This is a genomic window from Streptomyces virginiae, from assembly GCF_041432505.1.
Taxonomy (GTDB): Bacteria; Actinomycetota; Actinomycetes; order Streptomycetales; family Streptomycetaceae; genus Streptomyces; species Streptomyces virginiae_A.
Window position 1 is genome coordinate 5,029,587 of sequence record NZ_CP107871.1, and the last position, 24,582, is coordinate 5,054,168.

At 69.9% G+C, this 24,582-nt stretch carries 30 protein-coding genes; 18 read left to right on the forward strand and 12 right to left on the reverse strand.

Annotation, left to right across the window (positions count from 1 at the left end; translation table 11 throughout):
- Nucleotides 1–176: 176 nt before the first annotated feature.
- From OG624_RS23455 to OG624_RS23480, 6 genes are all read left to right on the forward strand, one after another.
- Nucleotides 177–1,412: a hypothetical protein gene (locus OG624_RS23455; RefSeq protein ID WP_202505401.1), complete on the forward strand. Its 1,236-nt coding sequence runs from the start codon at nucleotides 177–179 to the stop codon at nucleotides 1,410–1,412.
- A gap of 101 nt (nucleotides 1,413–1,513) precedes the next feature.
- Complete coding sequence (locus OG624_RS23460) at nucleotides 1,514–2,155, forward strand: TlpA family protein disulfide reductase (RefSeq protein ID WP_033224128.1); 642 nt, start codon at nucleotides 1,514–1,516, stop codon at nucleotides 2,153–2,155.
- A gap of 70 nt (nucleotides 2,156–2,225) precedes the next feature.
- Nucleotides 2,226–2,933 carry a cytochrome c biogenesis CcdA family protein gene (locus OG624_RS23465; protein ID WP_106971485.1) on the forward strand — a complete coding sequence of 236 codons (708 nt, stop codon included), beginning with the start codon at nucleotides 2,226–2,228 and terminating at the stop codon, nucleotides 2,931–2,933.
- Between the two features lie 13 nt (nucleotides 2,934–2,946).
- Nucleotides 2,947–4,665 (forward strand): cytochrome c biogenesis protein ResB, encoded by a 1,719-nt coding sequence (gene resB / locus OG624_RS23470; protein ID WP_033224130.1) that lies wholly within the window; start codon nucleotides 2,947–2,949, stop codon nucleotides 4,663–4,665.
- Complete coding sequence (gene ccsB, locus OG624_RS23475; RefSeq protein WP_371639807.1) at nucleotides 4,662–5,765, forward strand: c-type cytochrome biogenesis protein CcsB; 1,104 nt, start codon at nucleotides 4,662–4,664, stop codon at nucleotides 5,763–5,765. The genes resB and ccsB overlap by 4 nt, the downstream gene beginning before the upstream one ends.
- 25 nt (nucleotides 5,766–5,790) lie before the next feature.
- On the forward strand, nucleotides 5,791–6,294 hold the full coding sequence (locus tag OG624_RS23480; RefSeq protein WP_033224132.1) for an SRPBCC domain-containing protein: 504 nt from the start codon (nucleotides 5,791–5,793) through the stop codon (nucleotides 6,292–6,294).
- Here the strand turns inward: OG624_RS23480 and OG624_RS23485 are convergent.
- Nucleotides 6,270–6,812 (reverse strand): hypothetical protein, encoded by a 543-nt coding sequence (locus tag OG624_RS23485; protein ID WP_161289310.1) that lies wholly within the window; start codon nucleotides 6,810–6,812, stop codon nucleotides 6,270–6,272. The two genes, OG624_RS23480 and OG624_RS23485, sit on opposite strands and share 25 nt — an antisense overlap.
- A gap of 44 nt (nucleotides 6,813–6,856) precedes the next feature.
- Entirely contained in the window at nucleotides 6,857–7,318 is a 462-nt protein-coding gene (locus tag OG624_RS23490; protein WP_033224133.1) for a MarR family winged helix-turn-helix transcriptional regulator, read from the reverse strand.
- A 100-nt stretch (nucleotides 7,319–7,418) separates the two neighbouring features.
- On the opposite strand from OG624_RS23490, the gene OG624_RS23495 reads away from it, so the two are divergent.
- A complete protein-coding gene (locus OG624_RS23495) occupies nucleotides 7,419–7,784 on the forward strand; it encodes a cupin domain-containing protein (RefSeq protein ID WP_244290925.1) in 366 nt (121 codons plus the stop codon).
- Between the two features lie 63 nt (nucleotides 7,785–7,847).
- On the opposite strand, the gene OG624_RS23500 is transcribed toward OG624_RS23495, so the two are convergent.
- Complete coding sequence (locus tag OG624_RS23500) at nucleotides 7,848–8,150, reverse strand: PLD nuclease N-terminal domain-containing protein (protein WP_033224135.1); 303 nt, start codon at nucleotides 8,148–8,150, stop codon at nucleotides 7,848–7,850.
- A 91-nt stretch (nucleotides 8,151–8,241) separates the two neighbouring features.
- Between OG624_RS23500 and OG624_RS23505 the strand changes: the two genes are divergently transcribed.
- From OG624_RS23505 to mqnP, 3 genes are read left to right on the forward strand one after another with little or no spacing between them, the layout of a single operon-like run.
- Nucleotides 8,242–9,699: a menaquinone biosynthesis decarboxylase gene (locus tag OG624_RS23505; RefSeq protein WP_030009222.1), complete on the forward strand. Its 1,458-nt coding sequence runs from the start codon at nucleotides 8,242–8,244 to the stop codon at nucleotides 9,697–9,699.
- The gene (locus OG624_RS23510) at nucleotides 9,696–10,187 is read left to right on the forward strand and encodes a hypothetical protein (protein ID WP_033224136.1); all 492 of its coding nucleotides are present in this window, start codon (nucleotides 9,696–9,698) and stop codon (nucleotides 10,185–10,187) included. The genes OG624_RS23505 and OG624_RS23510 overlap by 4 nt, the downstream gene beginning before the upstream one ends.
- The gene (gene mqnP, locus OG624_RS23515) at nucleotides 10,184–11,107 is read left to right on the forward strand and encodes a menaquinone biosynthesis prenyltransferase MqnP (RefSeq protein WP_161289316.1); all 924 of its coding nucleotides are present in this window, start codon (nucleotides 10,184–10,186) and stop codon (nucleotides 11,105–11,107) included. Before OG624_RS23510 ends, mqnP begins: the two co-directional genes overlap by 4 nt.
- Nucleotides 11,108–11,143: 36 nt before the next feature.
- On the opposite strand, the gene OG624_RS23520 is transcribed toward mqnP, so the two are convergent.
- Nucleotides 11,144–11,740: a rhomboid family intramembrane serine protease gene (locus tag OG624_RS23520; protein ID WP_033224138.1), complete on the reverse strand. Its 597-nt coding sequence runs from the start codon at nucleotides 11,738–11,740 to the stop codon at nucleotides 11,144–11,146.
- Between the two features lie 86 nt (nucleotides 11,741–11,826).
- Here OG624_RS23520 and OG624_RS23525 point away from each other — a divergent pair, with 86 nt between their 5' ends.
- Nucleotides 11,827–12,516 (forward strand): UbiX family flavin prenyltransferase, encoded by a 690-nt coding sequence (locus OG624_RS23525; protein ID WP_033224139.1) that lies wholly within the window; start codon nucleotides 11,827–11,829, stop codon nucleotides 12,514–12,516.
- Here OG624_RS23525 and OG624_RS23530 read toward each other — a convergent pair.
- The gene (locus OG624_RS23530; RefSeq protein WP_167745572.1) at nucleotides 12,513–12,650 is read right to left on the reverse strand and encodes a hypothetical protein; all 138 of its coding nucleotides are present in this window, start codon (nucleotides 12,648–12,650) and stop codon (nucleotides 12,513–12,515) included. The genes OG624_RS23525 and OG624_RS23530 overlap by 4 nt on opposite strands.
- Nucleotides 12,651–12,772: 122 nt before the next feature.
- On the opposite strand from OG624_RS23530, the gene OG624_RS23535 reads away from it, so the two are divergent.
- The 5 genes from OG624_RS23535 (at nucleotide 12,773) to OG624_RS23555 (ending at nucleotide 17,199) form a co-directional block, all read left to right on the forward strand.
- Nucleotides 12,773–13,228 (forward strand): Lrp/AsnC family transcriptional regulator, encoded by a 456-nt coding sequence (locus tag OG624_RS23535; protein ID WP_030710106.1) that lies wholly within the window; start codon nucleotides 12,773–12,775, stop codon nucleotides 13,226–13,228.
- Between the two features lie 64 nt (nucleotides 13,229–13,292).
- Nucleotides 13,293–14,456: an aminofutalosine synthase MqnE gene (mqnE, locus tag OG624_RS23540; protein ID WP_033224140.1), complete on the forward strand. Its 1,164-nt coding sequence runs from the start codon at nucleotides 13,293–13,295 to the stop codon at nucleotides 14,454–14,456.
- A 108-nt stretch (nucleotides 14,457–14,564) separates the two neighbouring features.
- Nucleotides 14,565–15,089 (forward strand): GNAT family N-acetyltransferase, encoded by a 525-nt coding sequence (locus OG624_RS23545; protein WP_033224141.1) that lies wholly within the window; start codon nucleotides 14,565–14,567, stop codon nucleotides 15,087–15,089.
- Between the two features lie 146 nt (nucleotides 15,090–15,235).
- A complete protein-coding gene (locus tag OG624_RS23550; RefSeq protein WP_051763624.1) occupies nucleotides 15,236–15,508 on the forward strand; it encodes a DUF4229 domain-containing protein in 273 nt (90 codons plus the stop codon).
- Between the two features lie 371 nt (nucleotides 15,509–15,879).
- The gene (locus OG624_RS23555) at nucleotides 15,880–17,199 is read left to right on the forward strand and encodes a dicarboxylate/amino acid:cation symporter (protein ID WP_033224143.1); all 1,320 of its coding nucleotides are present in this window, start codon (nucleotides 15,880–15,882) and stop codon (nucleotides 17,197–17,199) included.
- Nucleotides 17,200–17,267: 68 nt separating this feature from the next.
- Here the strand turns inward: OG624_RS23555 and OG624_RS23560 are convergent, their stop codons facing one another.
- Genes OG624_RS23560 through OG624_RS23575 form a run of 4 tightly spaced genes read right to left on the reverse strand, consistent with a single transcriptional unit; the run spans nucleotide 17,268 to nucleotide 19,747 of the window.
- Nucleotides 17,268–17,582 (reverse strand): hypothetical protein, encoded by a 315-nt coding sequence (locus OG624_RS23560; protein ID WP_051763614.1) that lies wholly within the window; start codon nucleotides 17,580–17,582, stop codon nucleotides 17,268–17,270.
- A gap of 7 nt (nucleotides 17,583–17,589) precedes the next feature.
- Nucleotides 17,590–17,910: a hypothetical protein gene (locus tag OG624_RS23565; RefSeq protein ID WP_033224144.1), complete on the reverse strand. Its 321-nt coding sequence runs from the start codon at nucleotides 17,908–17,910 to the stop codon at nucleotides 17,590–17,592.
- Complete coding sequence (locus tag OG624_RS23570) at nucleotides 17,907–19,307, reverse strand: hypothetical protein (RefSeq protein WP_033224145.1); 1,401 nt, start codon at nucleotides 19,305–19,307, stop codon at nucleotides 17,907–17,909. Before OG624_RS23570 ends, OG624_RS23565 begins: the two co-directional genes overlap by 4 nt.
- Entirely contained in the window at nucleotides 19,304–19,747 is a 444-nt protein-coding gene (locus OG624_RS23575; protein ID WP_237545317.1) for a hypothetical protein, read from the reverse strand. Before OG624_RS23575 ends, OG624_RS23570 begins: the two co-directional genes overlap by 4 nt.
- A 490-nt stretch (nucleotides 19,748–20,237) precedes the next feature.
- On the opposite strand from OG624_RS23575, the gene OG624_RS23580 reads away from it, so the two are divergent.
- Entirely contained in the window at nucleotides 20,238–21,131 is an 894-nt protein-coding gene (locus OG624_RS23580; RefSeq protein ID WP_371639808.1) for a helix-turn-helix domain-containing protein, read from the forward strand.
- An 11-nt stretch (nucleotides 21,132–21,142) separates the two neighbouring features.
- On the opposite strand, the gene OG624_RS23585 is transcribed toward OG624_RS23580, so the two are convergent.
- The 3 genes from OG624_RS23585 to OG624_RS23595 form a co-directional block, all read right to left on the reverse strand.
- On the reverse strand, nucleotides 21,143–21,607 hold the full coding sequence (locus OG624_RS23585) for a hypothetical protein (protein WP_371588232.1): 465 nt from the start codon (nucleotides 21,605–21,607) through the stop codon (nucleotides 21,143–21,145).
- A 50-nt stretch (nucleotides 21,608–21,657) separates the two neighbouring features.
- The gene (locus OG624_RS23590) at nucleotides 21,658–22,446 is read right to left on the reverse strand and encodes a hypothetical protein (RefSeq protein WP_371639809.1); all 789 of its coding nucleotides are present in this window, start codon (nucleotides 22,444–22,446) and stop codon (nucleotides 21,658–21,660) included.
- A 93-nt stretch (nucleotides 22,447–22,539) separates the two neighbouring features.
- Complete coding sequence (locus OG624_RS23595; RefSeq protein ID WP_371639810.1) at nucleotides 22,540–23,400, reverse strand: DUF4190 domain-containing protein; 861 nt, start codon at nucleotides 23,398–23,400, stop codon at nucleotides 22,540–22,542.
- Nucleotides 23,401–23,640: 240 nt separating this feature from the next.
- On the opposite strand from OG624_RS23595, the gene OG624_RS23600 reads away from it, so the two are divergent.
- Nucleotides 23,641–24,540, forward strand: coding sequence for an NAD(P)H-binding protein (locus OG624_RS23600; RefSeq protein ID WP_161289320.1), 900 nt, complete (start codon nucleotides 23,641–23,643; stop codon nucleotides 24,538–24,540).
- Nucleotides 24,541–24,582: the final 42 nt, after the last annotated feature.

Genomic DNA, 24,582 nt, shown 5'->3' on the forward strand with positions numbered 1-24,582 from the left:
GCCGATCGGGTCGGGCCGATCAGGTCTTGATCAACCGACTGTTACAGGCCGTTACGGTTCTGCCCAACTAAAGACAAGTCGCGCGGGAATCACCGTGTCAGCTCGCATGTCCGAACCGATTGTCCGTTTATATGGACTTCGGGTCGGTATGGGTGGTCGACAGTGGGGACGGTGACATGCGCGACATCAGGGGAGTCAGTCGGAGGGGGCTGCTGGGACTGGGACTTGGTGCGGCCGCCGCGATGGGAATCGCGGGCTGCGGCTCATCGGACACGTCCGGTCCCGGCTCTCCCGGACCCGTCAGGAACCCGAAGCCCGGCGAGAAGCCGGCGGCCAGGCCGATCGGTGACGGCTCCACCGCCGACACCGGACCGCAGCCGAACCAACCGGACGCGCCCGTGCCGCTCCAGCCGGGCGAGACCCCGCCGCAGTTCGTCGTCTTCAGCTGGGACGGCGCGGGGGAGATCGGCAACGGTCTCTTCCCGCGCTTCCTCAAGCTCGCCAAGGACCACGGCGCGGCCATGACCTTCTTCCTCTCCGGCATCTATCTGCTGCCCGAGTCGAAGCGGCACCTCTACCGGCCGCCGAACAACCCCGTCGGGGCCTCGGACATCGGCTACCTCAAGGACGAGAACGTCCGCTCCACCCTCACGCACGTCCGCCAGGCCTGGCTGGACGGGCACGAGATAGGGACCCACTTCAACGGCCACTTCTGCGCCGGATCCGGCTCGGTCGGCCGGTGGACCCCGCAGGACTGGGAGACCGAGATCGAGCAGGCCGTGTCGTTCGTCACCAACTGGCGCACGAACACCGGATTCACCGATGTCGAACCCCTGCCCTTCGACTACGCCAAGGAGCTGAAGGGTGCCCGCACCCCCTGCCTGCTCGGCCGGGACAGCCTCCTGCCGACGGCTCAGCGGCTGGGCTGGCGCTACGACTCCAGCTCGCCCGGCGGCCTCCAGGTCTGGCCGGTGCGCAGGTCCGGCATCTGGGACCTGCCGCTGCAGTCCCTGCCGTTCCCCGGGCACTCCTTCGAGGTCCTCTCGATGGACTACAACATCCTCGCCAACCAGTCGAAGAACACGACCCAGGGCGTCCCCGCCAACTACCCGGGCTGGCGCGCCCAGGCCACGGCCACCTACCTGGGCGGCTTCCGGCGGGCCTACGAGACGAACCGCGCACCCCTGTTCATCGGCAACCACTTCGAGCAGTGGAACGGCGGCATCTACATGGACGCCGTCGAGGAGGCACTCAAGGGCATGGCGGACAAAAGGGATGTAAGGCTCGTATCCTTCCGGCAGTTCACCGACTGGCTGGAGGTCCAGGACCCCAAGGTGCTCGCCAGGCTCCAGGGCCTCGGCCCGGGCCGGTCGCCGGCCGGCGGCTGGAGCGCGTACCTGACCGCCGCCTGACCGCCGCCTGGCCGGGGCGGCGAAGCATCGCCTGACCAGGGCGCCCGCACCGCCCCGGGGGGCGCGGAAGATCGACGAATTGCTCATGCGAAACTTTTCACATGAGCCTTGTCCGCGCGCGTATCCGTCGTAGTAGCCGCCGCACGACCGGCGGCCGTGCCACCCTGCTGGCCGTGGCGACCCTGGCCGGTGCCCTCACGCTGTCGGCGTGCGGGGGTTCGGACGGCGGCAAGAAGGTCAGCGGGTCCGGCGGCAACTACGTCACGGGTGCGAGCGGCATCTCCACCGTGTCCCGGGCGGAGCGCGCCGAGGCCCCCAAGCTCGACGGCGAGACCGTCCGCGACGAGACCCTCGACACCACCACGCTCAAGGGCAAGGTCGTGGTCCTCAACGTGTGGGGCTCCTGGTGCCCGCCGTGCCGCAACGAGGCCAAGTACTTCGCGACGGTGTCCAAGGAGTACGCCGACGCCGGCAAGGACGTCGCCTTCGTCGGGATCAACACGCGCGACAACAGCAAACAGAGCGCGATCTCCTTCGAGGAGAACTACGGGATCACCTACCCGAGCCTCTACGACCCCGCCGGGAAGCTGATGCTCCGCTTCCCCAAGGGCACGCTCAACCCCAACGCCATCCCCTCCACGATCATCCTCGACAAGGACGGCAGGATCGCCGCCCGCACCCTGGCCCCGATCAACGACGAGCAACTGCGGTCGATGATCGAGCCGGTCCTCGCGGAGAAGTGACCACGTGGTCGCGTACGTCCTCGCCGCCGAGGCCACCGGTGTGAACACGACGGTCCTGAACGGAGCGCTGATGCTGGCGCTCCCCGTCTCGCTGCTCGCCGGCCTGGTCTCCTTCTTCTCGCCCTGCGTGCTCCCGCTGGTCCCCGGCTACCTGTCCTACGTGACCGGCGTCAGCGGCGCCGACCTGGCCGAGGCCCGGCGCGGGCGGATGCTGGCCGGTGCGCTCCTGTTCATCGCCGGCTTCACGGCGGTCTTCGTCTCCACCGGCGCGCTCTTCGGCTACTTCGGAGAGACCCTCCGGGAGAACAACGAGATCATCTCCCGGGTCCTGGGCGGCCTGGTGATCGTTCTCGGTCTCTTCTTCATGGGCGCGATTCCGGGTCTGACGATGCGGGAGTTCCGCTTCCACAAGAAGCCGACGGCCGGCCTGCTCGGCGCCCCGCTGCTCGGCGTCCTGTTCGGTGTCGGCTGGACCCCTTGCATGGGCCCGACCCTCGCGGCCGTCACCACGCTCTCCCTCGACCAGGCCAGCGCCGGTCGGGGCGCCCTGCTGACCGTCGCCTACTGCCTCGGACTCGGCCTGCCGTTCATCCTCACCGCGATCGCCTTCCGCAAGGCGCTCGGTGCGTTCGGCTGGGTGAAGAAGCACTATGCATGGGTGATGCGCATCGGCGGAGGCATGCTGATCCTGACCGGTCTGCTGCTCGTCACAGGAATGTGGGCCAGCATCGTCAGCGACATGCAGAGCTGGACCCAAAGCTTCACGGTGGGGATCTGAGGACTAAAAGCACATGAGTACGACAGACAAAGCGACCACCGAGACGCCCGACGAGGCCTCGCCCGCGTCCGCCGCGGCGGACTCCGCCGACGCCGCCGCCGGTGCCCAGCTCTCCACCGCCCCGCTGGACGACAGCCCCACCGGGCCGGCCGTCGGCATCGGTGTGATCGGCTGGGCCCGCTGGTTCTGGCGGCAGCTCACCTCCATGCGGGTGGCGCTGATCCTGCTCTTCCTGCTGTCCCTGGGCGCCATCCCCGGTTCCCTCGTCCCGCAGAACAACGTCGACGCCCTGAAGGTCGTCGACTGGAAGCGGGAGCACTCCTCCTGGGTCGGTGTCGCCGAGAAGCTCCAGCTCTTCGACGTCTACAGCTCGGTGTGGTTCTCCGCGATCTACCTGCTGCTGTTCATCTCGCTCATCGGCTGCATCGTGCCGCGCTCCTGGCAGTTCGTCGGCCAGCTCCGCGGCCGCCCGCCGGCCGCGCCCCGACGCCTCGACCGGCTGCCCGCCCACACCACCTGGCGTACCGGGAAGACCCCGGACGAGGTCCTCGCGCACGCGCGCACGGTGCTCCGCGGCAGCCGCTTCCGCACCGAGGCCGGCGAGGGCCACGTGGCGGCGGAGAAGGGCTACCTCCGCGAGGCCGGGAACCTGATCTTCCACGTCGCGCTGATCGTGATGCTGGTGGCCTTCGCCTGGGGCCAGTACTTCAAGTCCGAGGGCGGCAAGCTGGTCCTGCGCGGCACCGGCTTCTCGAACACGCTCACCCAGTACGACGACTTCAAGTCCGGCACCCTCTTCGACCCGGACGACCTGCCGCCCTTCAGCTTCACGCTGGACCGGTTCGACGCGACGTACGAGATGACCGGCCCGCAGCGGGGCACCCCGCGCGACTTCAAGGCGTACGTCACCTTCTCGGACGGCGCCCACGGCACGCCGCAGAAGCGCGAGATCCAGGTCAACAAGCCCCTGGAGGTGGACGGCTCCAAGGTCTACCTGCTCGGTCACGGCTACGCGCCGATCGTCTCGGTGACCGACCCCACCGGCAAGGTGATCTTCAAGGACGCCGTGCCGGTGCTCCCGCAGGACGCCAACCTCACCTCCACCGGAGCCATCAAGGTCACCGACGGCTACAAGGACAAGGACGGCAAGAAGGAACAGCTCGGCTTCAACGCCGTCTTCGTGCCCAGCTTCGCCGGCGAGGGCATGGGCACGATGTTCTCGCAGTTCCCCGCCCTCCTGAACCCGCAGCTCATGCTCAACGCCTGGCACGGCAGCCTCGGCGTGGACTCGGGTCTGCCGCAGAACGTCTACCGGCTCACCACCACCAAGTTGGAGCCCTTCAAGGACGAGTCGGGCCAGCAGTTCAAGCAGAAGCTGGCGCCCGGCGACACGATGACCCTCCCGAACGGGGCGGGCACCGTGAAGTTCGAGGGCATCGAGCGGTGGGCCACCTTCTCCGTCACCCACCAGCCCGGCAGCGGCCTCGCCCTCGCGGGTGCGATCGCCGCCATCGCGGGCCTGGCCGGATCGCTGTTCATCCAGCGCCGCCGGATCTGGGTCCGCGCGGTGACCGGCAAGGACGGCGTGACCGTCGTCGAGATGGCGGGTCTGGGCCGCAGCGAGTCCACCAAGCTCCCGCAGGAGCTGGCGGAGCTCGCCGCCCAGCTGCACCAGCAGGCGCCCACGGCGTCTGATCCTGTTGAAGAAACCCCTGAAGGAGAGCGCGGATGACGCCGCTCGCAGCCGCAGCCAACGAGAACCTGGCTGAGATCAGCAACTACCTGATCTATTCGTCGATGGCGGTCTACATGCTCGCCTTCTTCGCGCACATCGCCGAGTGGACCTTCGGCAGCCGCAGCAAGGTGGGCCGGACGGCCGCCGCGCTGACCGGCGCCAAGGAGGCCGCGGCGGCCGGAGCGGCCGCGCCCGCCCCCACCGTGCAGGTCCGCGGCAAGGGCGGAGCCACCGCCGTCCTCGACCAGCCCAAGGTCACCACCCGCTCCGCGTCCGGCGCCCGCGATGTCCCGGACGGCCCCGGCGCCGCCGGCGGCACCGTGCAGGGCGACCTGTACGGGCGGATCGCGATCTCGCTGACCGCGCTCGCCTTCCTCGTCGAGGCGGCCGGCGTGGTCGCCCGCGCCCTGTCGGTGCAGCGGGCCCCCTGGGGCAACATGTACGAGTTCTCGATCACCTTCTCCACGGTGGCCGTCGGCGCGTACCTGGTGCTCCTCGCCCTGAAGAAGAACGTCCGCTGGCTCGGCCTGATCCTGGTCACCACCGTGCTGCTGGACCTCGGTATCGCCGTCACCTGGCTCTACACCGACAGCGACCAGCTGGTCCCGGCCCTGCACTCGTACTGGCTGTGGATCCACGTCTCCACCGCGATCTTCTGCGGCGCCGTCTTCTACATCGGCTCCGCGGGCGCGGTCCTCTACCTCTTCCGCGACTCCTACGAGAGCCGGCTGGAGGCCGGCGGCACGCCGGGCAGGATCCGCAGCTCGATCCTGGAGCGGCTGCCCTCCGCGGCCTCCCTCGACAAGTTCTCGTACCGCATCAACGCGGCCGTCTTCCCGCTGTGGACCTTCACGATCATCGCGGGCGCGATCTGGGCCGGCGACGCCTGGGGCCGCTACTGGGGCTGGGACCCCAAGGAGGTCTGGTCCTTCGTCACCTGGGTGGCCTACGCCTGCTACCTGCACGCCCGTGCCACCGCCGGCTGGAAGGGCCGCAAGGCCGCGTACCTCGCGCTCTTCGCCTTCGCCTGCTGGATCTGGAACTACTACGGCGTGAACATCCTGCTCAGCGGCAAGCACTCGTACGCGGGCGTCTGACCGGCGGGAGTGGGACGCTGGTGGCATGACTCTCGTGAGCCATGCCACCAGCGAACAGCGGGGCGAGGACCACTGGCTGCTCCGCTTCGAGCTGCACCTCCCGCACGCCTACGCCGCCCTGTGGCCCGCCCTGACCACGCCGGACGGGCTGCGCGGCTGGCTGGCCGCGGCGGACGTCCTGGAGCGCCGGCTCGGTGGGGCGATCACGCTGCGGTGGCTGAACACCAAGGCCGTGGCGACCGGGCGGGTCACCGCCTGGGACGTGGAGCGGGTCGCCGAGTACACGGTCACCGAACACGGGCGGATCCGCTTCCACCTGGAGCCCGTCGGGACCGATTCCACCGTGATCCGGTTCGTGAACGAGCGGCGCGGTCCTGAGCAGGAGCGCCTGGACCGCCTGGCCGGCTGGCACGAACACTTCGAGCTGCTGGACTCCGCCCTGGCCGGCCGACCGGCGGACTGGTCCGCCTGGACGGACGCCCGCCGGTCGACGCTGCGCGAGGCCTACGCCTCCTTCTCCAGCACGTAGGTGACGTGGTCGCTCCAGTGCCCGATGTAGAAGTACAGCTCCAGCCCGCCGCGCTCGTCGCGCCGTAGCTCGAACATCCAGGTGTAGGCCTCGGGCGGTGGCGCCGCCTCCCTCTGCGTACCGTCCCAGGCCTCGGCGACGGACCGCCACTCGGCGCCGAAGCGCTCGGGCAGGTAGAGCCGGACGTGCTGGCCAGGGGTCCGGCCGGCCGGTTGGTCGGCGGTCAGCTCCCAGGTGGCGGGGCCGGAGATGCGCCAGTCGCGCTCGTAGTCCACCTCCTGTCCGTCGAGCATCGTGACCTCGGCCGTACCGTCGGCCCGGAAGACGACCTCGGCCCCCTCGGCGTACCGCCAGGTACCGGCGATCTGCGAGGGCCGGGCGTCCTGGACGGGGCCCCGACTCACGTGCGCCGGCGCACCGCAGCCGGTCAGGGCGAGCAGGGCAGCGGCGACGGTCCCGTACGTGAGCAGATCGCGCAGGACCGTGCGGCCGGTCCTGCGCCTGCTGTTCTTCGGCATGTGATCAGTGTGGCAGCGCTATTGAACGTGTTCAATAGTTTTGCTCACCACACCGGGCGCAGCGGCGGCAGCGGCCCCTCCCCGTGGAAGGTGCGCACGACCTCACCGAGCCCCGCGCGCAGGGCGGTGAGATCGGTGCCGCGGCCCAGTTCGGCCTCCAGTTCGTGCAGGATCCGGCCCGCGACGGCGAGGTGGTCCCGGGCCGCGGTGGTGAGGACGACCAGCTTGCGGCGGCCGCCCTCGGGGTGCGGCTCGCGGCGGACGTAGCCGCGCTTCTCCAGGTCGTCGACGATCTGTCCGGCGGCCTGTTTGGTCACCCCGAGTCGCTCGGCGAGCTCGGTGGCGGTGGCGCCGGCGCCTTGGAGGGCCTGGAAGGCCATGCCGTGCACCGGCCGCAGGTCCGGGTATCCGGCCTCGGCGACGCGCCGGGTGAACTCCCCCAGCAGCGCCTGGAAGCCCAGGCCGAGCAGGAACAGCAGCTCGACGCCCTCGTTCTCGTCTCTCATCACGCAAATATGGTGACACGGTCGAGTCAAGCTGCTTTACTCAATCGAAGTAAAGGAGCTTTACTCGCATGTCATCGGAAGACGAGGTCCTGCCTTGCACGTGATCAGCCCAGCCCCCGAGAACGTCACCGCCACCCCCAACGCCACCATGACCGGCTTCGCCGCCCCCAGCCGCGGCAGCGCCGAGCTCAGCAGCTGGCAGGTGGTCATGCCGGCCGGCAGCACCGGCCCCGAACACTCCGTCAGCCGCGAGCAGGTGTGGACCCTGACCGCCGGCGCCCTGGAGGTCACCTGCGACGGTCGCACCGAGAAGGTCACCGCCGGCCGGACCCTGGTCCTGCCTGCGGACGTGCTGCGCCGCATCCACTCCGCCGAGACCTTCGAGGCCTACGTCGTGATGCGCGCCGACGGCGTGGTCACGGTCCCCGGGGAGGAGGGCACCCGCGTACTGCCGTGGGCCCGGTAGGGGCGAAGAGGCGAAGGGGCGTAAGGGCCCCGGAAGGAGCCCTGGAAGGACCCCGGTCCGGACCTAGTCCTTGTCCTTGTCCTGGTCCTTCTTCTCCTGCTCGTCGCGCAGCGACTTCAGGAACTCCGGGTTGTCGTCGGGCGCCACCCACTGCGTCCGACGCGCCCGGCCGCCGCCGCCCGAGGCCACCCGGTCCTTGCCCGCGAACAGCCACACGACCGGCCCCACGATGGAGAAGAGCAGGATGATGATCACCCAGACCACCTTGGGGAGGTGCTTGACCTCCGACTCCGGCGTGTTCAGGCAGTCGATGAAGGCGTAGATGGTCAGCGCGAGGATCAGCAGGAACGGCAGATAGCGCAGCACGGTGTGGGACCGACTCCCAGTCAGTGACGGGGGGCCCGCGTCAGGGCCCCGGTGACGCCTCCAGGGTAGTTGGTGACGGATACTGACCCCTATGGCTTACGACGATCTCCGCTCGCTGCTCCGGGCCCTGGAGCGGGAGGGCGACCTCAAGCGCATCAAGGCCGAAGTCGACCCGTATCTGGAGGTCGGGGAGATCGTCGACAGAGTGAACAAGGCGGGGGGCCCGGCACTCCTCTTCGAGAACGTCAAGGGCTCGGCGATGCCGCTGGCCATGAACGTCTTCGGCACCGACCGCCGCCTGCTGAAGGCCCTCGGCCTCAAGTCGTACGGCGAGATCAGCGAGAAGATCGGCGGCCTGCTCAAGCCGGAACTCCCGCAGGGCTTCATCGGGGTCCGCGAGGCCTTCGGCAAGCTCGGCTCGATGGTGCACGTGCCGCCGAAGAAGGTGAAGGGCGACTCCGCGCCCGTCCAGGAGGTCGTCCTCACCGGCGACGACGTGGACCTCGACCAGCTCCCGGCCCTCTTCACCTGGCCCAAGGACGGCGGGGACTTCTTCAACCTCGGCCTGACCCACACCAAGCACCCCGAGACCGGCGTCCGCAACCTCGGCCTCTACCGGCTCCAGCGCCACGACAAGCGCACCATCGGCATGCACTGGCAGATCCACAAGGACAGCCGCAACCACTACGCCGTCGCCGCCGCGAAGGGCGAACGGCTGCCGGTCGCCATCGCCTTCGGTTGCCCGCCCGCCGTCACGTACGCGTCCACCGCGCCGCTGCCGGGCGACATCGACGAGTACCTCTTCGCCGGCTTCGTCGCGGGCAAGCGGATCGAGATGGTCGACTGCAAGACGGTCCCGCTCCAGGTCCCGGCCAACGCGGAGGTCGTGATCGAGGGCTGGCTGGAGCCCGGCGAGATGCTCCCCGAGGGTCCCTTCGGCGATCACACCGGCTTCTACACCCCGCAGGAACCCTTCCCGGCCCTGAAGATCGACTGCGTGACGATGCGCAGGCGTCCGCTCATCCAGTCGATCGTCGTCGGCCGCCCGCCGACCGAGGACGGCCCGCTCGGCCGCGCGACGGAGCGGTTCTTCCTGCCCCTGCTCAAGATCATCGTGCCGGACATCGTGGACTACCACCTCCCGGAATCGGGCGGCTTCCACAACTGCGCGATCGTCTCGATCGACAAGAAGTACCCCAAGCACGCGCAGAAGGTCATGCACGCCATCTGGGGCGCGCACATGATGTCGCTGACCAAGCTGATCATCGTGGTCGACAAGGACTGCGACGTCCACGACCTGCACGAGGTCTCCTGGCGGGCGCTCGGCAACACCGACTACTCCCGCGACCTCACCGTCGTCGAAGGACCGGTGGACCACCTGGACCACGCCTCGTACCAGCAGTTCTGGGGCGGCAAGGCCGGTATCGACGCCACCAAGAAACTGCCCGAGGAGGGCTACACCCGCGACGGCGGCTGGCCCGACATGGTCGAGTCCGACCCGGCCACCGCCGCCCTCGTGGACCGCCGCTGGAAGGAGTACGGACTGTGAGCCCGATCGCTGCGGGCGGCCCCGCCCTGTTCCTGGGCGACGACACGCCCTGCGTGGCACTGGTACGGCCCGAACTCGACGTGAACGACCCGGGGCTGCGCCTCGCGGCCGAGCAGGCCGGGGTCACCCCCGAGGAGTTCGCCGGGGAGTCCGGCGTGTGGCAGGTCATGGCCGACCGTACGGACGGCGAGGGGCGGACCTTCGAGCTGCCCGAGCTCACCGACGACGAGGCCGCGGTCTTCGCGGACGAGCTGCTGTACGCGCTGGCCGGCGCGGGCGACGCCGAACTCGAACTGGCCGACGGCATCATCGTCCTGTCCGTCACCCGCGCCGGTGACGACCGTGTCTCCCTGAGCGCCCGGGTCGTACCGCCGGCCGGCTCCGAGGAGCCGGGGTCGCAGACCGGACCGCTCGACGTGGAGCTCGGCACGCTGGCGGTCGACGAGGTCCGCGAGCACGTCGTCGAGTTCCACCGGAGCGTCGCATGACATCGGCAGCCGAAGGGGTCCTCGGTCCCGGGCCCGCCGCGCCGCAGGTCGGGAAGGTCAAGGCCTTTCTCAGACTCGTCCTGATCGAGCACTCGGTCTTCGCGCTGCCCTTCGCCTACATCGCGGCGTTCACCGCGATGTTCCAGCTCGACCGGCGCGTCCACTGGGGCGTCCTGCTCCTGGTCACCATCTGCATGGTGGGTCTGCGGACCTTCGCGATGGCCGCCAACCGCATCATCGACCGCGAGATCGACGCCCGTAACCCGCGCACGGCCGGCCGTGAGCTGGTCACCGGCGCGGTCTCGGTCCGCGCGGCCTGGACCGGCGCAGGGATCGCGCTCCTGGTCTTCCTCGGCTCGGCCGCGCTGCTGAACCCGCTGTGCCTGGCGCTCGCGCCGATCGCCGTGATCCCGATGGTGGTCTACCCGTACGGCAAGCGGTTCACGAACTTCCCGCACGCCATCCTGGGCCTGGCCCAGGCCATGGGCCCGGTCGGGGCCTGGCTCGCGGTCACCGGCGAGTGGTCCTGGGACGCGGTGATCCTGGGCCTGGCGGTGGGCGTGTGGATCGGCGGCTTCGACCTGATCTTCGGCTGCCAGGACGTGGCCGCCGACCGCGCGGAGGGCGTCAAGTCCGTCCCGGCCCGCTTCGGCGTCCCGGCCGCGCTCTGGGGCGCCCGCGGCGCGCACGTCGTGACCACGATCCTGCTGGCCTGGTACGCGCTGGCCACGGACGCGGGCGCGCTGTTCTGGATCGGCCTGGCGATCGTCGTCGCCGCCTTCCTCTACGAGCACACGATCGTGAAGCCGCACGATCTGTCCCGTCTGAACCGGGCCTTCTTCACGGTCAACGGCTTCATCGGGATCGCCCTGTTCGTGTGCGCCCTGGCCGACCTGGCCGTACGAGGCCTGACCCTCTAGGCGACCGGGCGACCGGGCGACCGGGCGGCTGCGCGGCTAGGCGGCGTCCGGCGCGCGGCGCGGGAAGGCGAAGGCCGCCCCGGCGCCCGCCAGGAGGCCGAAGAGGTGTCCCTGCCAGCTGACGCCCGAGTCCGTCGGCAGGATGCCGAGGAAGATCGTGCCGCCCCAGACGGCGGCGATCACCACCGCCACCACCACGCCCAGCGGCCGGCGTTCCACGAAGCCGCGGACCAGCAGGTAGCCGAAGAGGCCGAAGATCAGGCCCGAGGCGCCCGCCGTGATGCTGTACGACGGGGAGACCAGCCAGACGCCGAGCCCGTCCACCACGGTCACCGCGACGCAGACGGCGAGGAAGCGGCGGATGCCGCTGAGGGCGGCGACGAAGCCGAGGACCAGCAGCGGGACGCTGTTGGACGCCAGATGGTCGAAGCCGAAGTGGAGGAAGGGCGCGAGCGGTATCCCCGCGAGCCCGTCCGCCTCGCGGGCGATGATCCCGTACCCGTCCAGGGCGTGTCCGGTGGCCAGGTCCACCAGCTCGATCAGCCACAACAGGGCCACCCAGCCGACCATCAGCTTCCCGGCCGCCTTGGCCCGGTCGAGCTGTGTCCAGCCCGTATCCACCGTCGTGCTCATCTTCTCCCCCTCACCGCGTCCCGTCACAGGAACGTCCCGACACCTTACTGAGTGCCCATCGTCGGTGGCCGGATAGTCTCGGAGGTATGACTGAGCGCAAGCGCACCCCGTGGGTGGTCGGGGTTTCCGGGGCATCCGGGACGCCGTACGCGGCGGCGGTGCTCCGCGGGCTGCTGGCCGCGGGGGAGAGTGTCGACCTGGTGGTGAGTCGCGCCTCGCGCCTCACCCTGCTGGACGAGACCGGGATCGCCTTCCGGGACGCGCACTGGCGCGAGGACCTGGCGCAGTGGCTGGAGCGCGGGGCGGACGGGAAGCCCGAGACCTTCGCGCGCCCTGAGCTGGACGACGTCCGGTACTGGGGTGCGGGGGACCTGGCGGCGGGCCCGAGTTCGGGCTCGTACCCGGTCAAGGGGATGCTCATCGTCCCCGCGTCCACGGCCTGTGTGGCGGGGGTGGCGCTCGGACTGTCGAAGGACCTGCTCCAGCGCGTGGCGAGCGTGACGCTCAAGGAGCGGCGCCGGCTGGTGGTCGCGGTGCGGGAGACCCCGCTGAACGGTCAGACGCTGCGGCATCTGGTGGCGCTGGACGAGGCGGGCGCGGTCGTGCTGCCCGCCTCTCCGGCGTTCTACACGGGGGCGACGCACATCCAGGATCTGGTGGACTTCGTCGCCGGGCGGGTGCTGGACGCGGCAGGGGTGCCGCACCGGCTGTACCGCCGTTGGGAGGGGGAGCTCGGAAGCTCCCGCACTCCCCGGGAGGCAAGCGCCGGTGACTAGGCCTTCTTCTTACGGCCGAGCGGCTTGCGGGCCTTGTCGACGCGGTGGGCCGCGGCGGGCTGGTGGGCACGGGATCGGTTGGCCAGCTCCTGGAGCTCCCGCATGTGTGCGTAGGCCATCTCGATCGTGAGCACGGTGAACCACTCCTGAAGATCGTCATTGATCAGTTGAAAGATTTCGCAGGGTGTTGACCCTGCGTGCCTTAGATTCTATACCTAGACTTGCAGGATCGCCGAATAATGGAAGGCTCCACGTAATGGACACGGTGGACAGGCAGCTCATCCAGGCACTCCGGGAGAACGGTCGTGCCTCGTACGCGGAGCTGGGCCGTCTCGTGGGCCTCTCCGGCCCCAGCGTCACCGACCGCATCAACCGGCTCGAGACGGCCGGGGTCATCACCGGCTACCGCGCGACGGTCGACTCGCGTTCCCTCGGCCTCGGCGTCACGGCGCTGATCGGACTCTCGATGTCCGACGCCGCCGACCACGAGGACGTGGCCCGGCGGCTGCGCGATCTCAACGAGATCGAGGACTGCTGGTTCATCGCCGGCGACGACTCCTTCATGCTCAAGGTGCGCGCCAACGACGTGGACGGCCTGGAGAAGATCATCCGCAGGCTCTCCGGCACCAAGGGCGTCTCGCGCACCCGCACCACCATCGTGCTCTCCACCAAGTGGGAGAACCGGGTCGGGGAGCTGCCCGAGGAAGCCTGAGAGTACGGTTGGGCTGGGTTTGCAGGACTGGCAGACAGAGGCATCTAGAGGAGGCGACCGGTACATGGACGCTGGGCTCAAGCGTGAGCTGGAGGAGAAGGTCCGCTCCGGCGAGCGGCTGACCCGTGAGGACGGCATCGCCCTCTACGAGTCGGACGACCTGGCCTGGCTCGGTGGCCTCGCCCACGAGGTGCGCACGCGCAAGAACGGTGACGTCGTCCACTTCAACGTCAACCGGCACCTCAACATGACGAACGTGTGCACCGCCTCGTGCGCGTACTGCTCGTTCCAGCGCAAGCCGGGCGAGAAGGACGCGTACACGATGCGCATCGAGGAGGCCGTGCGCCTGGCGAAGGCCATGGAGAACGACAACCTCACCGAGCTGCACATCGTCAACGGTCTGCACCCGAACCTGCCGTGGCGCTACTACCCGCGCTCGCTCTCCGAGCTGAAGAAGGCGCTGCCGAACGTCTCGCTGAAGGCGTTCACGGCGACCGAGATCCACCACTTCGAGACGATCTCGGGGATGTCGGCCTCCGACATCCTCGACGAACTGATCGAGGCGGGCCTGGAGTCGCTCACCGGTGGTGGCGCGGAGATCTTCGACTGGGAGGTCCGCCAGCACATCGTCGACCACCGCACCCACTGGGAGGACTGGTCGCGCATCCACCGGCTCGCGCACGAGAAGGGTCTCAAGACCCCCTCGACCATGCTGTACGGGCACATCGAGGAGCCGCGCCACCGCGTGGACCACGTGCTGCGGCTGCGCGAGCTCCAGGACGAGACCGGCGGTTTCCAGGTCTTCATCCCGCTGCGCTACCAGCACGACTTCGTCGACATGCAGGACGGCAAGGTACGCAACAAGCTCCAGGCGCGTACGACGATGGCGACCGGTGCCGAGGCGCTGAAGACCTTCGCCGTCTCGCGACTGCTCTTCGACAACGTGCCGCACGTCAAGGTCTTCTGGGTGATGCACGGTGTACAGACCGCCCAGCTCGCGCTGCAGCACGGCGCGGACGACATGGACGGCTCGGTCGTCGAGTACAAGATCACGCACGACGCGGACAACTACGGCACCCCGAACAAGCTGGGTCGTGACGATCTGCTGGAGCTGATCCGGGAAGCGGGCTTCCGCCCGGTCGAGCGCAACACGCGCTACGAGATCATCCGCGAGTACCCCGGTCCGGACGCGGACCTGCGCGAGACCCCGCAGGCGATGCGCGTCTGACGCGCCGATCCCGGTTCGAGCCACCGGAAGCCCCGGTCCCCCGTGGACCGGGGCTTCCGGCGTTCCGTGTTCGTTGCCCCGCCCGTGAGTAATGATTACTCTTCAATCGTGCCCCTTACTTTCACTTTCGATCCGGTCGTCGACCCCGCCCTGCGCGAGGGCCTCGTCGATCTGTGGACGGACGCCTCCAACGCCGGCGGAGCCATCGGCTTCGTACCCCCCGTCACCCGTGACGACATCCGGCCCGAGCTGATCAAGCACCTCGTCGCGCTGATCGAGGGACGGCACCGACTGGTCGTGGGACGCGACCGGGACGGCCGGATCGGCGCGGCCGCGTTCCTTGCGTTCAACACGCACCGGCTGCAGCGGCACTGGATCTGGGCCTACACGGTCATGGTCCACCCCGACCTCCAGGGCCGGGGCGTCGGCCGCGCGCTCATGGAGGCCGTCGCCGATGCCGCGCGCACGCTCGACGGCATCGAGGCCGTCCGCCTCGCCTGCCGTGGCGGTCTGGGCCTGGAGCACTTCTACGCCTCCTGCGGCTACAAGGAGGTCGGCCGCGTCCCCGGAGCCATCCGCGTGGCCCCCGGCGACGACCGCGACGACATCACGATGCTGCTGCCGCTGCACTGACGTGCGTCGGTGCCCGCCGCCGCACCCCGGAGCGCGGTGGCGGGTCCCGGGCGTGCTTCACTGGACGGGCACCAGCCGCAGACCACGACGAGAGAGAAGGGGTCACCGTGTCCCTCAAGCCGAGCGCAACGATCCGCTACACCGCGATGCGTCTGGGCATCTTCGTCGGATGCCTCGTCCTCGTCGCGGGCCTCGTCCGGCTCGGCTGGGTGCCCGCGGGACTCGGCGACGCCAACGCCGCCTGGGTCGTCCTGCTCGCCATCCTGATCTCCGCCCCGCTCTCCTTCGTCCTGCTGCGCAAGCAGCGCGACGAGATGTCCACGCAGATCTCCGGCCGCGTCGCGGGTGCGAAGGAAAAGCTCGCCGCGAACCGCAGCCAGGAGGACCGGGCGGACGACGCGGCGCGCGTCACCACGTAACGGCACAGTTGGCTTCATCACACATCGAACCGCCCCAGCACCGGGTATACCGCCCGTAACGCTGGGGCGTTCGTGTTTTCCCGGTCTGCGCAAGAGGGCCTCGTGCGCCGTTGTCTCAAAGGGCCCCTTTGAGATTCTCAAAGGGGAAGTGTTAGCGTGTTCAACATGTTGACCACAGTTGCGCACCCCATGATCACGAGCGTTCCGCTCGTGATGCGCCTGCACGTCGACCTCTGCCGCCGCGCGTCCGCGGCCTGTTGCTGTTGAGCTGAATCGATACAGCAGCCGTCCCGGCCGGCCCTTCTGGCTGCTGCCGCACCGTTTCACCACCGCAGTACTTCCCCCCTGTCTTCGTGCGCCACCTCCGGAGAGTGTCCGTGTCCGCGACCCCCCAGGCCCCTGCCAAGGCCTCGTTCAAGTTCCCCTTCTGGGCCCAGATCGTCACCGGTCTCGCCCTCGGTGTCCTCTTCGGTTGGATAGCCCGCAGCCAGGACATCAGCTGGCTCGGCACCACCCTGGAGAAGACCGGCGACATCTTCATCCAGCTGCTGAAGCTGGCCATCGCCCCGCTCGTCTTCTTCGCGATCCTGGTGTCGATCACCAACCTCCGGAAGGTGAACAACGCGGCGCGTCTCGCCTCCCGCACCCTCCTCTGGTTCATGATCACCTCGCTGATCGCGGTCGGCATCGGCATCGCCATCGGCCTGCTGACCGACCCCGGTTCCGGCACCGGCCTCACCGCCGCCGACGGCAAGGACCCCAAGCGGACCGGCTCCTGGATCGACTTCCTCACCGGGATCGTGCCCACGGACATCGTCACGCCGTTCACCGAGCTGAAGGTCCTTCAGATCGTCTTCCTGGCCGTCGTCGCCGGTATCGCCGCCCTCCAGCTGGGCGCCAAGGCCAAGCCGGTCCTCGACCTCGCCGAGTCCGCCCTGGAGCTGCTCCAGAAGGCCCTGTGGTGGGTCATCCGCCTCGCCCCGATCGGCACCATCGGCCTCATCGGCACCGCGATCGCCACGTACGGCTGGGACCTGATCGGCAAGTACGCGACCTTCACCGCCGACGTCTACATCGGCTGCGCCCTCGTGATGTTCGGCGTCTACCCGCTGCTGCTCGCGACGGTCGCCAAGGTCAGCCCCCTGCAGTTCTTCAAGGGCGCCTGGCCTGCCATCCAGCTGGCCTTCGTCTCCCGCTCCTCGGTCGGCACCATGCCGGTCACCCAGAAGGTCACCGAACGCCTCGGCGTCCCGAAGGAGTACGCCTCCTTCGCCGTCCCGTTCGGCGCCACCACCAAGATGGACGGCTGCGCCGCGATCTACCCGGCCCTCGCGGCCATCTTCATCGCGCAGATCTTCGACGTGCAGCTCGGCATCAAGGAGTACCTGCTCATCGTCTTCGTCTCGGTCATCGGCTCGGCCGCCACGGCCGGTCTGACGGGCGCCACCGTCATGCTGACGCTGACCCTGTCCACGCTGGGCCTGCCGCTCGCGGGCGTCGGCCTGCTGCTGGCGATCGACCCGATCCTGGACATGATGCGCACCGCCACCAACGTGGCCGGCCAGGCCCTGGTCCCGGTCATCGTCTCGGCCCGCGAGGGGATCCTGGACAAGGAGGCCTACGCCTCCGCCTCGGCCTCCCCGCTGGACGAGCCGGCCCCGGCCGCCGAGCAGGTCGTGGTCGCGGCCTGACCCGCACCGCCCCGCGCAGCATCTCGTTCGCCGCAGCCCCCGCCCCCGACCGGGCGGGGGCTGCGGCGTCAGACCGTCTGCGCGCGGACGTAGGCGACCGTCGCCAGCAGGAACGGCAGGGCGAACCACCACCGGCCCATGGTCCGCCGGAACAGCGGGGTGATGGTGATTAGCAGTCCCACGAGGCACAGCACCAGGCAGCAGCCGGCCAGGAAACGGACGTCCCCGCGCAGCAGGTCGTCGTCGGGGTGCGGCCGGATCGACAGGGCCGTCCAGCAGGTGAACAGCGCCGGGATGTAGGAGAGGGCCAGCGGTATCCCGAGGACCCACTGCAGGCAGCCGCGGTCCTCGGGCAGGTCGATGTTCTCGCGGGAAGGTCTCATCCGCGCCTCATCCGAGCGTCGCGCCGCGGACGAACGCGATCAGTCCGAGGAGGAGGGGCGGGGCGAACCACCACGGGCCCATGGCCCGGCGCACGCTCGGGACGGCGGTGATCAGCAGGCCGAGCGCGCTCAGGGACACGGAGACCAGGCACAGCGCGCCGACGTTCTCGTAACCCTGGTCGTCCCACTCGCCCTGGGGTCCGGCGAACAGGGCCCCGAACACGGCCGCGGCGTTCAGCAGGTGGATGATCCCGAGCGGAACACCCAACACCCACCGCAGACAGCCCTGGTCCTCGGGCAGGTCGACGCTCTCGCGGGGGTACGTCATCGCATCGCGTCCTTCGCTTGGGCGAGGTTCCCGACGAACCGGTCACCGTAGCCCTGGGCCTTGGGGAGGTCCCAGTAAGGACCCCCGTTGTAGCGGGCGGCGATCTCCCGCATCTGGGCCTCCGTCATCCGGTCGGCCGGGACGTCGGCGAGACCGCTCTCCGCCTTGATCTGGGCCAGGAAGCCGGCCGCTATGAACGCATTCTGCTTGGGGTCCTGGAGCGCCTCTTCCACCAGGGTCCGCTGGTGGTCCGTGAGGTTCGCCGGATCGTAGCCGAGCACCTCGGCGCCCCGCCGGAGCTGGATGGCGATCGGCCCGTACGAGGTCTCGTCCAGCTCGCCGCCCAGTCGCCACGGAAGGTTCTCGGGGGTGACCGGGCTCAGGCCCCACGGGGCCGCGGCCTGTTCGCGGATCGTGCCCGTCACATCGTCCAGCAGCCCGGGCTGGTAGCCGCCGATCTCCTGCCAGGCCACGCCCGCGACCAGCTCCTCCGGCAGGCCCGCGTTCTTGGCCGCCGCCCGCAGGACCTCCTTGTTCTGGGAGATCCAGTCCGCGTGCATGCCGTCCGTGACCAGGGGGACCCAGTAGTTGTCGGCGGCGTCCGGCAGCCCGGCGACCCGCATCCGGATGTCGCGGAGCTGCGGGGAGACCGGGGTGTCCGGTCCCACCGGGCCGGTCATGTCCTTCTTCGGGCCGCTGCCCGGCAGACGGGTCAGCGGGTCGGTGCGGGCCTCGGCAGCCTCACGGCGGATGTCGGCCATGGCCGCGTAGAGGTCGACCCCGCCCCCGCCGCCCTTCAGCCGGAACTCGGGCAGCAGCTCGTACGCCTGCTTCAGCGCGTGGACGCACACGCCGCGCGCCTCCTGCTCGACGGTCTTCGCCAGCCGGAAGTTGCCGCCCGCGTCGTCGTGGAGGCGGTTCGCCTCGTCGCGGATGTCGTCCACGTCCATGGTGAGTTCGGCGAGACCGTCGAGGAAGCCGGTCGTCGCCCGCATGTCCTCCCACTGGCGCATCGGCTCCGCCTCCTGAGCCGTGCGGGTGATCGCGGTGCCCTTCGTGGCGATCAGGGAGGCGAGCTTGCGCTCGGAGCCCTTGCCGTTCGCGTAGTGGGACTTGGCGGTCGTCAGGGCCGCCGCGTACGCGTGCAGGGCGCTCGCCGCCCTGTCGTACCCCTCGGCGATGTGCTGCACGAGCTGTCGCGCCTCGGACAGGCGCGAGGTGTAGGTGTGGCTCCCGTCGCTCTGCCATCGGGTACCGGTCTCGGCGCGCCGGGCGGGCTCCTCGACCTGGACGAGCAGGTCGCGCAGGCGCTTGAACTCGGCGGCGTTGCGTTCCACCAGGGCCGGGTTGCACTCCTCCAGGAACTCGACGTCCTTGCGGTGACTGAGCCCGCTCATCGGGCCTCCGGCTTCACGTACCGACCCGATTCGAGGAGGCCCGTGAGGAAGGACCGGGCGGTGTCGTCGTCGACCTGGGCGAAGTCGGTGCCGGCCGTCTTCAGGCGGGTGGCCAGGGCGGCGAACAGACCGATCGTGTCCTTGAACTGGTCGTCGGCGAACTGGGCGAAGCGCAGGACCTGCGCCGAGACGTCGGCGTGGGCGCGCGGTGCGCGGGCCATCGTGCTCGCGTCCCCGTCGGGCCGGCCCTCGTGGAGGAGGGCGGCGATCTCGATCAGGAGGTTGGCGTTGCCGTTGATGGAGGCGGCGCCGGCCACCAGGCCGCCGGCGGGACTCCCCGGGGCGCTGCCGTCCGCGGGCGCGTGAGCGAGGCGCAGGGCGGGTGACTGCTGTGCGAGGACGGCGGCCTTGTGCTGGGCCCATTCCGCGTCGAACGACATGTATCCCCTGGATAGTTGATAACTGGACATGGCCAGAATCAGCTGGTCATGTCCATGCTAATACGGGGATTTCCGCATCCGGAACCTCGCGGCGCCGATATGGACCGGAGACGCGGTAGGCGCTCGTCCGGTTCCGCGACGGGCCGCGGGGGTGGGCCCGGCCCGTGCCGCCCCGGATCGCGGGGAGCCGCGACGCGGCCCGAGGTGTCGGGCGGGGGAAGGCCCCGCGGCCGGGTCGCGGGGGGCCGCGATCCGGCCTGCTCGGACGCGTAAGGAACCAAAGAACCGGGGGAAAAGAACCAACCGACCCCACCCCACCCGCGGCGCACGGGCCCGCGTCGCTCGGTCGGGTGAATGGTGCCAACTCAGCTGGATTTCCTACTGGTTCGCCGGCATATGCTCGCCCCGACAACGTAGAAATGAGACGGCCCCCGACGGGACGGCAATCCCGGCGAGGGCCTGACCATCGTAGGAAGTAAGCAGCTTCCCCATGGCTCCTGGAAACCCTAACGCGCCCTCGCGCGCCGCGTCCCCGGATCGGGTCGCGACCCCCCGATCCGGTGTCGTCCACGTCAACACGCGGCACGCGAGTCACTACACGGTGGTGGGCAACCACCTCCTCCAGCACCAGGAGCTGTCGGCGACGGCGATCGGGATCGCGGCATACATCCAGTCGCTGCCGGAGGGCACCCCGATCGGCATCAAGGTCCTCGCGGCGCGGTTCCCCGAAGGGGAGATCCGGATCGGCTCGGCCCTACGGGAGCTGGAGACCCACGGCTACCTGGAGCGGCGGCGCGAACGGCTGGCGACCGGGCGGGTGGCGACCCGGACGTACTCGTACAACAAGCCGGGAGCCACCGCCTCGACCGAGGCTCCACATCCACCCCCGGCCCCGGACCGGGCCCCCGCCCAGGAGCCGCAACCGCAACCGGAACCGGAGTCGCGCCCGGAGTCGGAGTTGCACCCGGAGACGGAACCCGCCGCCCCGCCGGCGGCCGCGTCCCCCGCCCCCGACCCCGCCGCGCTCGAACTCCTCGCCGGGCTACGGCGCTACGACCCGCGGCTCCTGCTCTCGGAGCGCGACGTACGACGGCTCGCGCCGGACGTGTCGGCCTGGCTGGAGCGCGGGGTCACCCCCGACGCGGTCGCCCGGGCCCTGTCCGCGGACCTCCCCGCGCAGATGCGGCGCCCCGCGTCCGTACTCGCGTACCGCCTCACCGCCCTGCTGCCGCCCCGCCTGCCCCCGGCCCCGCCGCCCCCGGAGACCCGGGACATCAGACGGCCGGACCCCTTGCAGAACTGCACCGGCTGCGACCGAGCCTTCCGCACCCCCCGCCCGGGCCGCTGCCGCACCTGCCCACCGGAAGAGCACGCGGCGGCCTGAGCGGCTGGGGGTCAGTCGACGCCGCGGAGATACACCCGGCTGGTGCGGTCGTCGAGCCGGGCCACCGCGACCTTCAGCCAGTTGAGTTCACCCGCGCACGGCGCGCACACCTGGGTTTCGCGGACGTCCGCGAGCAGGTCGGGCTCGGCCGACCCGAGGTGGGAGAACGGCGCCGACGGGTTCGTGCTCGCGGCGAGCGGCTGCTCCCGCAGGCGCAGCGGCTGCTCCGGTTTCAACCCTGCGACGAACCCGTCCACCTCGCCGGTCGGGAGGACGAACGTCATGATCAGGCTGTCGTCCTGGAACCCGTCCAGGCGGGCCGCCTTCGACTCGCTCGCCGTCCCGGGCACCTGCACCCGCAACGCCGTGGCGACCGACTCCACCGTCGCGCCCTCCACCCAGTGCGACATCTGCCCGGACGAGCGGTCCGCCACCGGCGTGCCGCCCCCGGAGCATCCGGTCACCAGCCCGATCACCGCGACCGCACCGACCCACGCCGAACGCGACCGCCTGCGCGTCCGCCCCCTCATCGGGCGTCGCTGTTCCGGCCGATGTCGGTACGCTTCCCGTCCCGCCCCGGCTCCTTCGGATCCGGCCAGGCGTTTCCCGCACCCATGTCGTGTCGCTGCACCGAACTGCTCCCCCGCATGTCGAATTCCCTGGCCTGACCTGTGTTGTGCATGCGGGCCATGTCGGCGTCGGTCACCGTGGTGGGGCCGATCGGCGTTGCCTTTCCAGGATCCCAGTTGTACCTGTCCCAAACATTGACCTGGTAGTCGATGCTGACCTGCGGCTTGCCGTCGGCTCCTGGCATCGCGGTGACGACTCCCGTGGTGTTCGTCATGGCGCTGCCGATGGCCAGGTACCAGTTTGCCGTGCCGTCCGGGCCCTTGTCGTGTTCGTATCCCTGCCCCCATGTCTCCACGGGGATGGCTACCGGCTTGCCGCCCGACTTCTCGAAGGCCTCAAGCGCTTGGCGGCGCCACTCTTCCTCCTGCCGAGCACGCGTGCTCGCAGAGACGTCACGCAGGACCGTGTCGTCCTTGTCACTCAGCATCCGGTCGACGTCGAGGTCGATGGGCCTGCCGGATCCGTTCAGGTAGTGGTCCATGTGTCGGGCCGCGTCCGTCTTGCCCATGAAATCACCGCTGTTCGAGATGCCATTTGCCTGGATCTCCTTCCAGTAGTCCCCGAACCCGGGTGATTCGACGTCGTACCCACCCGCACCGTCGTCAGCGGACACCCGCTTCACCGTCGGAGTCAGCAGACCGGCCGCCAGAAGATCGTCCCTGTGCTCTGTCCACAGCTGCGCCACGCCGATCGGTTCGGCGGTGCCGCAAATGTCGTAGGCCCCGCCCCGGTCAGGGGCGGGGCCTACGTGACCGCTGGTCGATCCCACAGTCCGGGGTCAGGAGCCGGAGGCTCGGATCGAGCCGGTGCTCGGGCCGCCGGGGTCGCCGACGAAGCAGGTGACTTCGCGATCGCCGAGGAGCCAGCTGGCGGCCTGCGGGTAGTAGTAGTAGACCTCCAGCTTCTCAGAGACCTTGGGGTTGTTGCCCACGTACGAGGTGAGCGCGTCGCCGCTGCACTTCTCCTCGGCGGACTTGGTGACCTTCTCGTTGCCCGGGTACGTTCCGGCGTCCAGGTTGAAGACCGCGTACGCCTCGCCCTTGTGCGGCTGGGCGCAGGGCACGATCGTCACCGAGCGGGCGGCCTGGGTGCCGTCCTCGTCGCCGTACTGGGCCAGATCGTCCTTCGTGTTGAAGCAGTCGCCCTTGCGGATCTCGGTCAAGCCGCTGGAGCCCGGTCGGCTGGTGGCCGGTGCGCTCGCGGTCGGTGCGCCGGCGGTCGGTCCGGTGACCTGGGAGGTGGTGTCGCGCGTCGTCGAGGAGTCGTCGTCCAGCGCTCCCGTGAGTCCGAGGATCACGAAGGTCCCGTAGAACACGATGACCAGGCTGTGGATGACGATCGCCGCGATGGCGAGGCCCTTGCCCTTCTCACCGCGGGACTTGATCTGGGAGAGGGCGATGATCCCGAGGACGATGGGGACCAGCGGGATTCCGCAGACGAGCGCCATGACGAAGCCGACGATGGCCAACGTGTTGGTCTTCTGCGGCTGCGGGGGGTACCAGCCCTGCGGCGCACCGCCGTAGGGCGGCTGGCCGGGCTGCCCCGGCTGGCCCGGCTGGCCGTAGGGGCCGGGCTGGCCGTACGGGCCCGGCTGTCCGTACGGGCCCGGGGACGACGGAGGCTGCGGTGGTATGGACATGCGCGTGGAGCTCCTTGCTCAGAGGGTGAGACGCAACAAACGGCCCGGCAGTCGCAACGCACCGACGCATTCCTGCCCGTGGTCTTTACGCCGCCCCTACGCTACCTTCCGCCGCCGACAGCCCGCGGGCTGCCCGCCCGGCCCGAGCGCCCCGCCCGGCAGTACACCCTTGGACGCTGGGACATGTAGGTGAGCGGGAGAGCCATGTCGCGTCCCGACGGGGCCGGATTGACTGGTCACATGACGACGACGAAGAACAGCACCGCGAACCGCACCCTGAACGACACGACGACCAGGCCGATTCTGGTCCTGGGCAGCACCGGCAAGACCGGAAGCCGCGTGGCCGCCCAGCTGCGGCAGCGCGGGCACGAGGTCCGGGGCGCCTCCCGCAAGGGGCCGGTCACCTTCGACTGGACCGATGAGAACACCTGGGAGCAGGTGCTGGACGGGGCCGGCGCGGCCTACCTGGTCGACTCGCAGCTCCCCGACGCCGCCGAGTCGATGCGCTCCTTCACCCGGCTGGCCGTGGCCTCCGGTGTGGAGCGGCTGGTGCTGCTGTCCGCCCGCGACTGGGTGGTGGCGGAGGGCGAGGAGAAGCTTCCCTGCGAGCGCGCGGTCCGCGAGTCCGGCGCGCGGTGGACCATCCTCAAGCCGTCCTGGTTCTTCCAGAACTTCGACGAGGACCCGTTCATCCGGGCGCAGGTCCAGGGCGGCGAGGTCGTGATGTCGGCCGGAGACGGCGTCGAGCCGTTCATCGACGCCGAGGACATCGCCGCCGTCGCGGTGGCCGCCCTCACCGAGGAGGGACACGGCGGGCAGGCCTACGAACTGTCCGGCCCGCGGCTGCTGAGCCTGGATTCCGTGGTCGACGAGATCACCCGGGCCACCGGCCGGGTGGTCACCTATCGCCCGCTCCCGCCCGAGGAGTTCGCCGCCTACGCCGGGGGTCACGGTGTGCCGGAGGAGTTCGTCGGCCTGCTGAACCTGCTCTACGGGTGGATCGCCGAGGGCCGCTTCGCCACCCTCGCCGACGGTGTGCAGCGGGTGCTCGGCCGGGAGCCCCGCGACTTCGCGGACTACGTGCGGAGGGCTGCCGCGTCCGGGGTGTGGGGCGGTGGCGGTGGCGTGGAGCGTCGGTGAAGAACGGCTCCAAGGGCTGGTCGGAGCGGGTTACCTCTACGT

What these genes read in the sequence shown, in the direction of transcription:
- OG624_RS23580 (WP_371639808.1), top strand. Translation starts at nt 20,238, where the DNA reads ATGGCTCCTGGAAACCCTAACGCGCCCTCGCGCGCCGCGTCCCCGGAT.
- OG624_RS23525 (WP_033224139.1), top strand. Translation starts at nt 11,827, where the DNA reads ATGACTGAGCGCAAGCGCACCCCGTGGGTGGTCGGGGTTTCCGGGGCA.
- OG624_RS23565 (WP_033224144.1), bottom strand. Translation starts at nt 17,910, where the DNA reads ATGACGTACCCCCGCGAGAGCGTCGACCTGCCCGAGGACCAGGGCTGT.
- ccsB (WP_371639807.1), top strand. Translation starts at nt 4,662, where the DNA reads ATGACGCCGCTCGCAGCCGCAGCCAACGAGAACCTGGCTGAGATCAGC.
- OG624_RS23485 (WP_161289310.1), bottom strand. Translation starts at nt 6,812, where the DNA reads ATGCCGAAGAACAGCAGGCGCAGGACCGGCCGCACGGTCCTGCGCGAT.
- mqnP (WP_161289316.1), top strand. Translation starts at nt 10,184, where the DNA reads ATGACATCGGCAGCCGAAGGGGTCCTCGGTCCCGGGCCCGCCGCGCCG.
- OG624_RS23520 (WP_033224138.1), bottom strand. Translation starts at nt 11,740, where the DNA reads ATGAGCACGACGGTGGATACGGGCTGGACACAGCTCGACCGGGCCAAG.
- OG624_RS23560 (WP_051763614.1), bottom strand. Translation starts at nt 17,582, where the DNA reads ATGAGACCTTCCCGCGAGAACATCGACCTGCCCGAGGACCGCGGCTGC.
- OG624_RS23550 (WP_051763624.1), top strand. Translation starts at nt 15,236, where the DNA reads ATGCGTCTGGGCATCTTCGTCGGATGCCTCGTCCTCGTCGCGGGCCTC.
- OG624_RS23595 (WP_371639810.1), bottom strand. Translation starts at nt 23,400, where the DNA reads ATGTCCATACCACCGCAGCCTCCGTCGTCCCCGGGCCCGTACGGACAG.
- resB (WP_033224130.1), top strand. Translation starts at nt 2,947, where the DNA reads ATGAGTACGACAGACAAAGCGACCACCGAGACGCCCGACGAGGCCTCG.
- mqnE (WP_033224140.1), top strand. Translation starts at nt 13,293, where the DNA reads ATGGACGCTGGGCTCAAGCGTGAGCTGGAGGAGAAGGTCCGCTCCGGC.
- OG624_RS23600 (WP_161289320.1), top strand. Translation starts at nt 23,641, where the DNA reads ATGACGACGACGAAGAACAGCACCGCGAACCGCACCCTGAACGACACG.
- OG624_RS23570 (WP_033224145.1), bottom strand. Translation starts at nt 19,307, where the DNA reads ATGAGCGGGCTCAGTCACCGCAAGGACGTCGAGTTCCTGGAGGAGTGC.
- OG624_RS23575 (WP_237545317.1), bottom strand. Translation starts at nt 19,747, where the DNA reads ATGTCGTTCGACGCGGAATGGGCCCAGCACAAGGCCGCCGTCCTCGCA.
- OG624_RS23455 (WP_202505401.1), top strand. Translation starts at nt 177, where the DNA reads ATGCGCGACATCAGGGGAGTCAGTCGGAGGGGGCTGCTGGGACTGGGA.
- OG624_RS23465 (WP_106971485.1), top strand. Translation starts at nt 2,226, where the DNA reads ATGCTGGCGCTCCCCGTCTCGCTGCTCGCCGGCCTGGTCTCCTTCTTC.
- OG624_RS23490 (WP_033224133.1), bottom strand. Translation starts at nt 7,318, where the DNA reads ATGAGAGACGAGAACGAGGGCGTCGAGCTGCTGTTCCTGCTCGGCCTG.
- OG624_RS23505 (WP_030009222.1), top strand. Translation starts at nt 8,242, where the DNA reads ATGGCTTACGACGATCTCCGCTCGCTGCTCCGGGCCCTGGAGCGGGAG.
- OG624_RS23480 (WP_033224132.1), top strand. Translation starts at nt 5,791, where the DNA reads ATGACTCTCGTGAGCCATGCCACCAGCGAACAGCGGGGCGAGGACCAC.
- OG624_RS23535 (WP_030710106.1), top strand. Translation starts at nt 12,773, where the DNA reads ATGGACACGGTGGACAGGCAGCTCATCCAGGCACTCCGGGAGAACGGT.
- OG624_RS23460 (WP_033224128.1), top strand. Translation starts at nt 1,514, where the DNA reads ATGAGCCTTGTCCGCGCGCGTATCCGTCGTAGTAGCCGCCGCACGACC.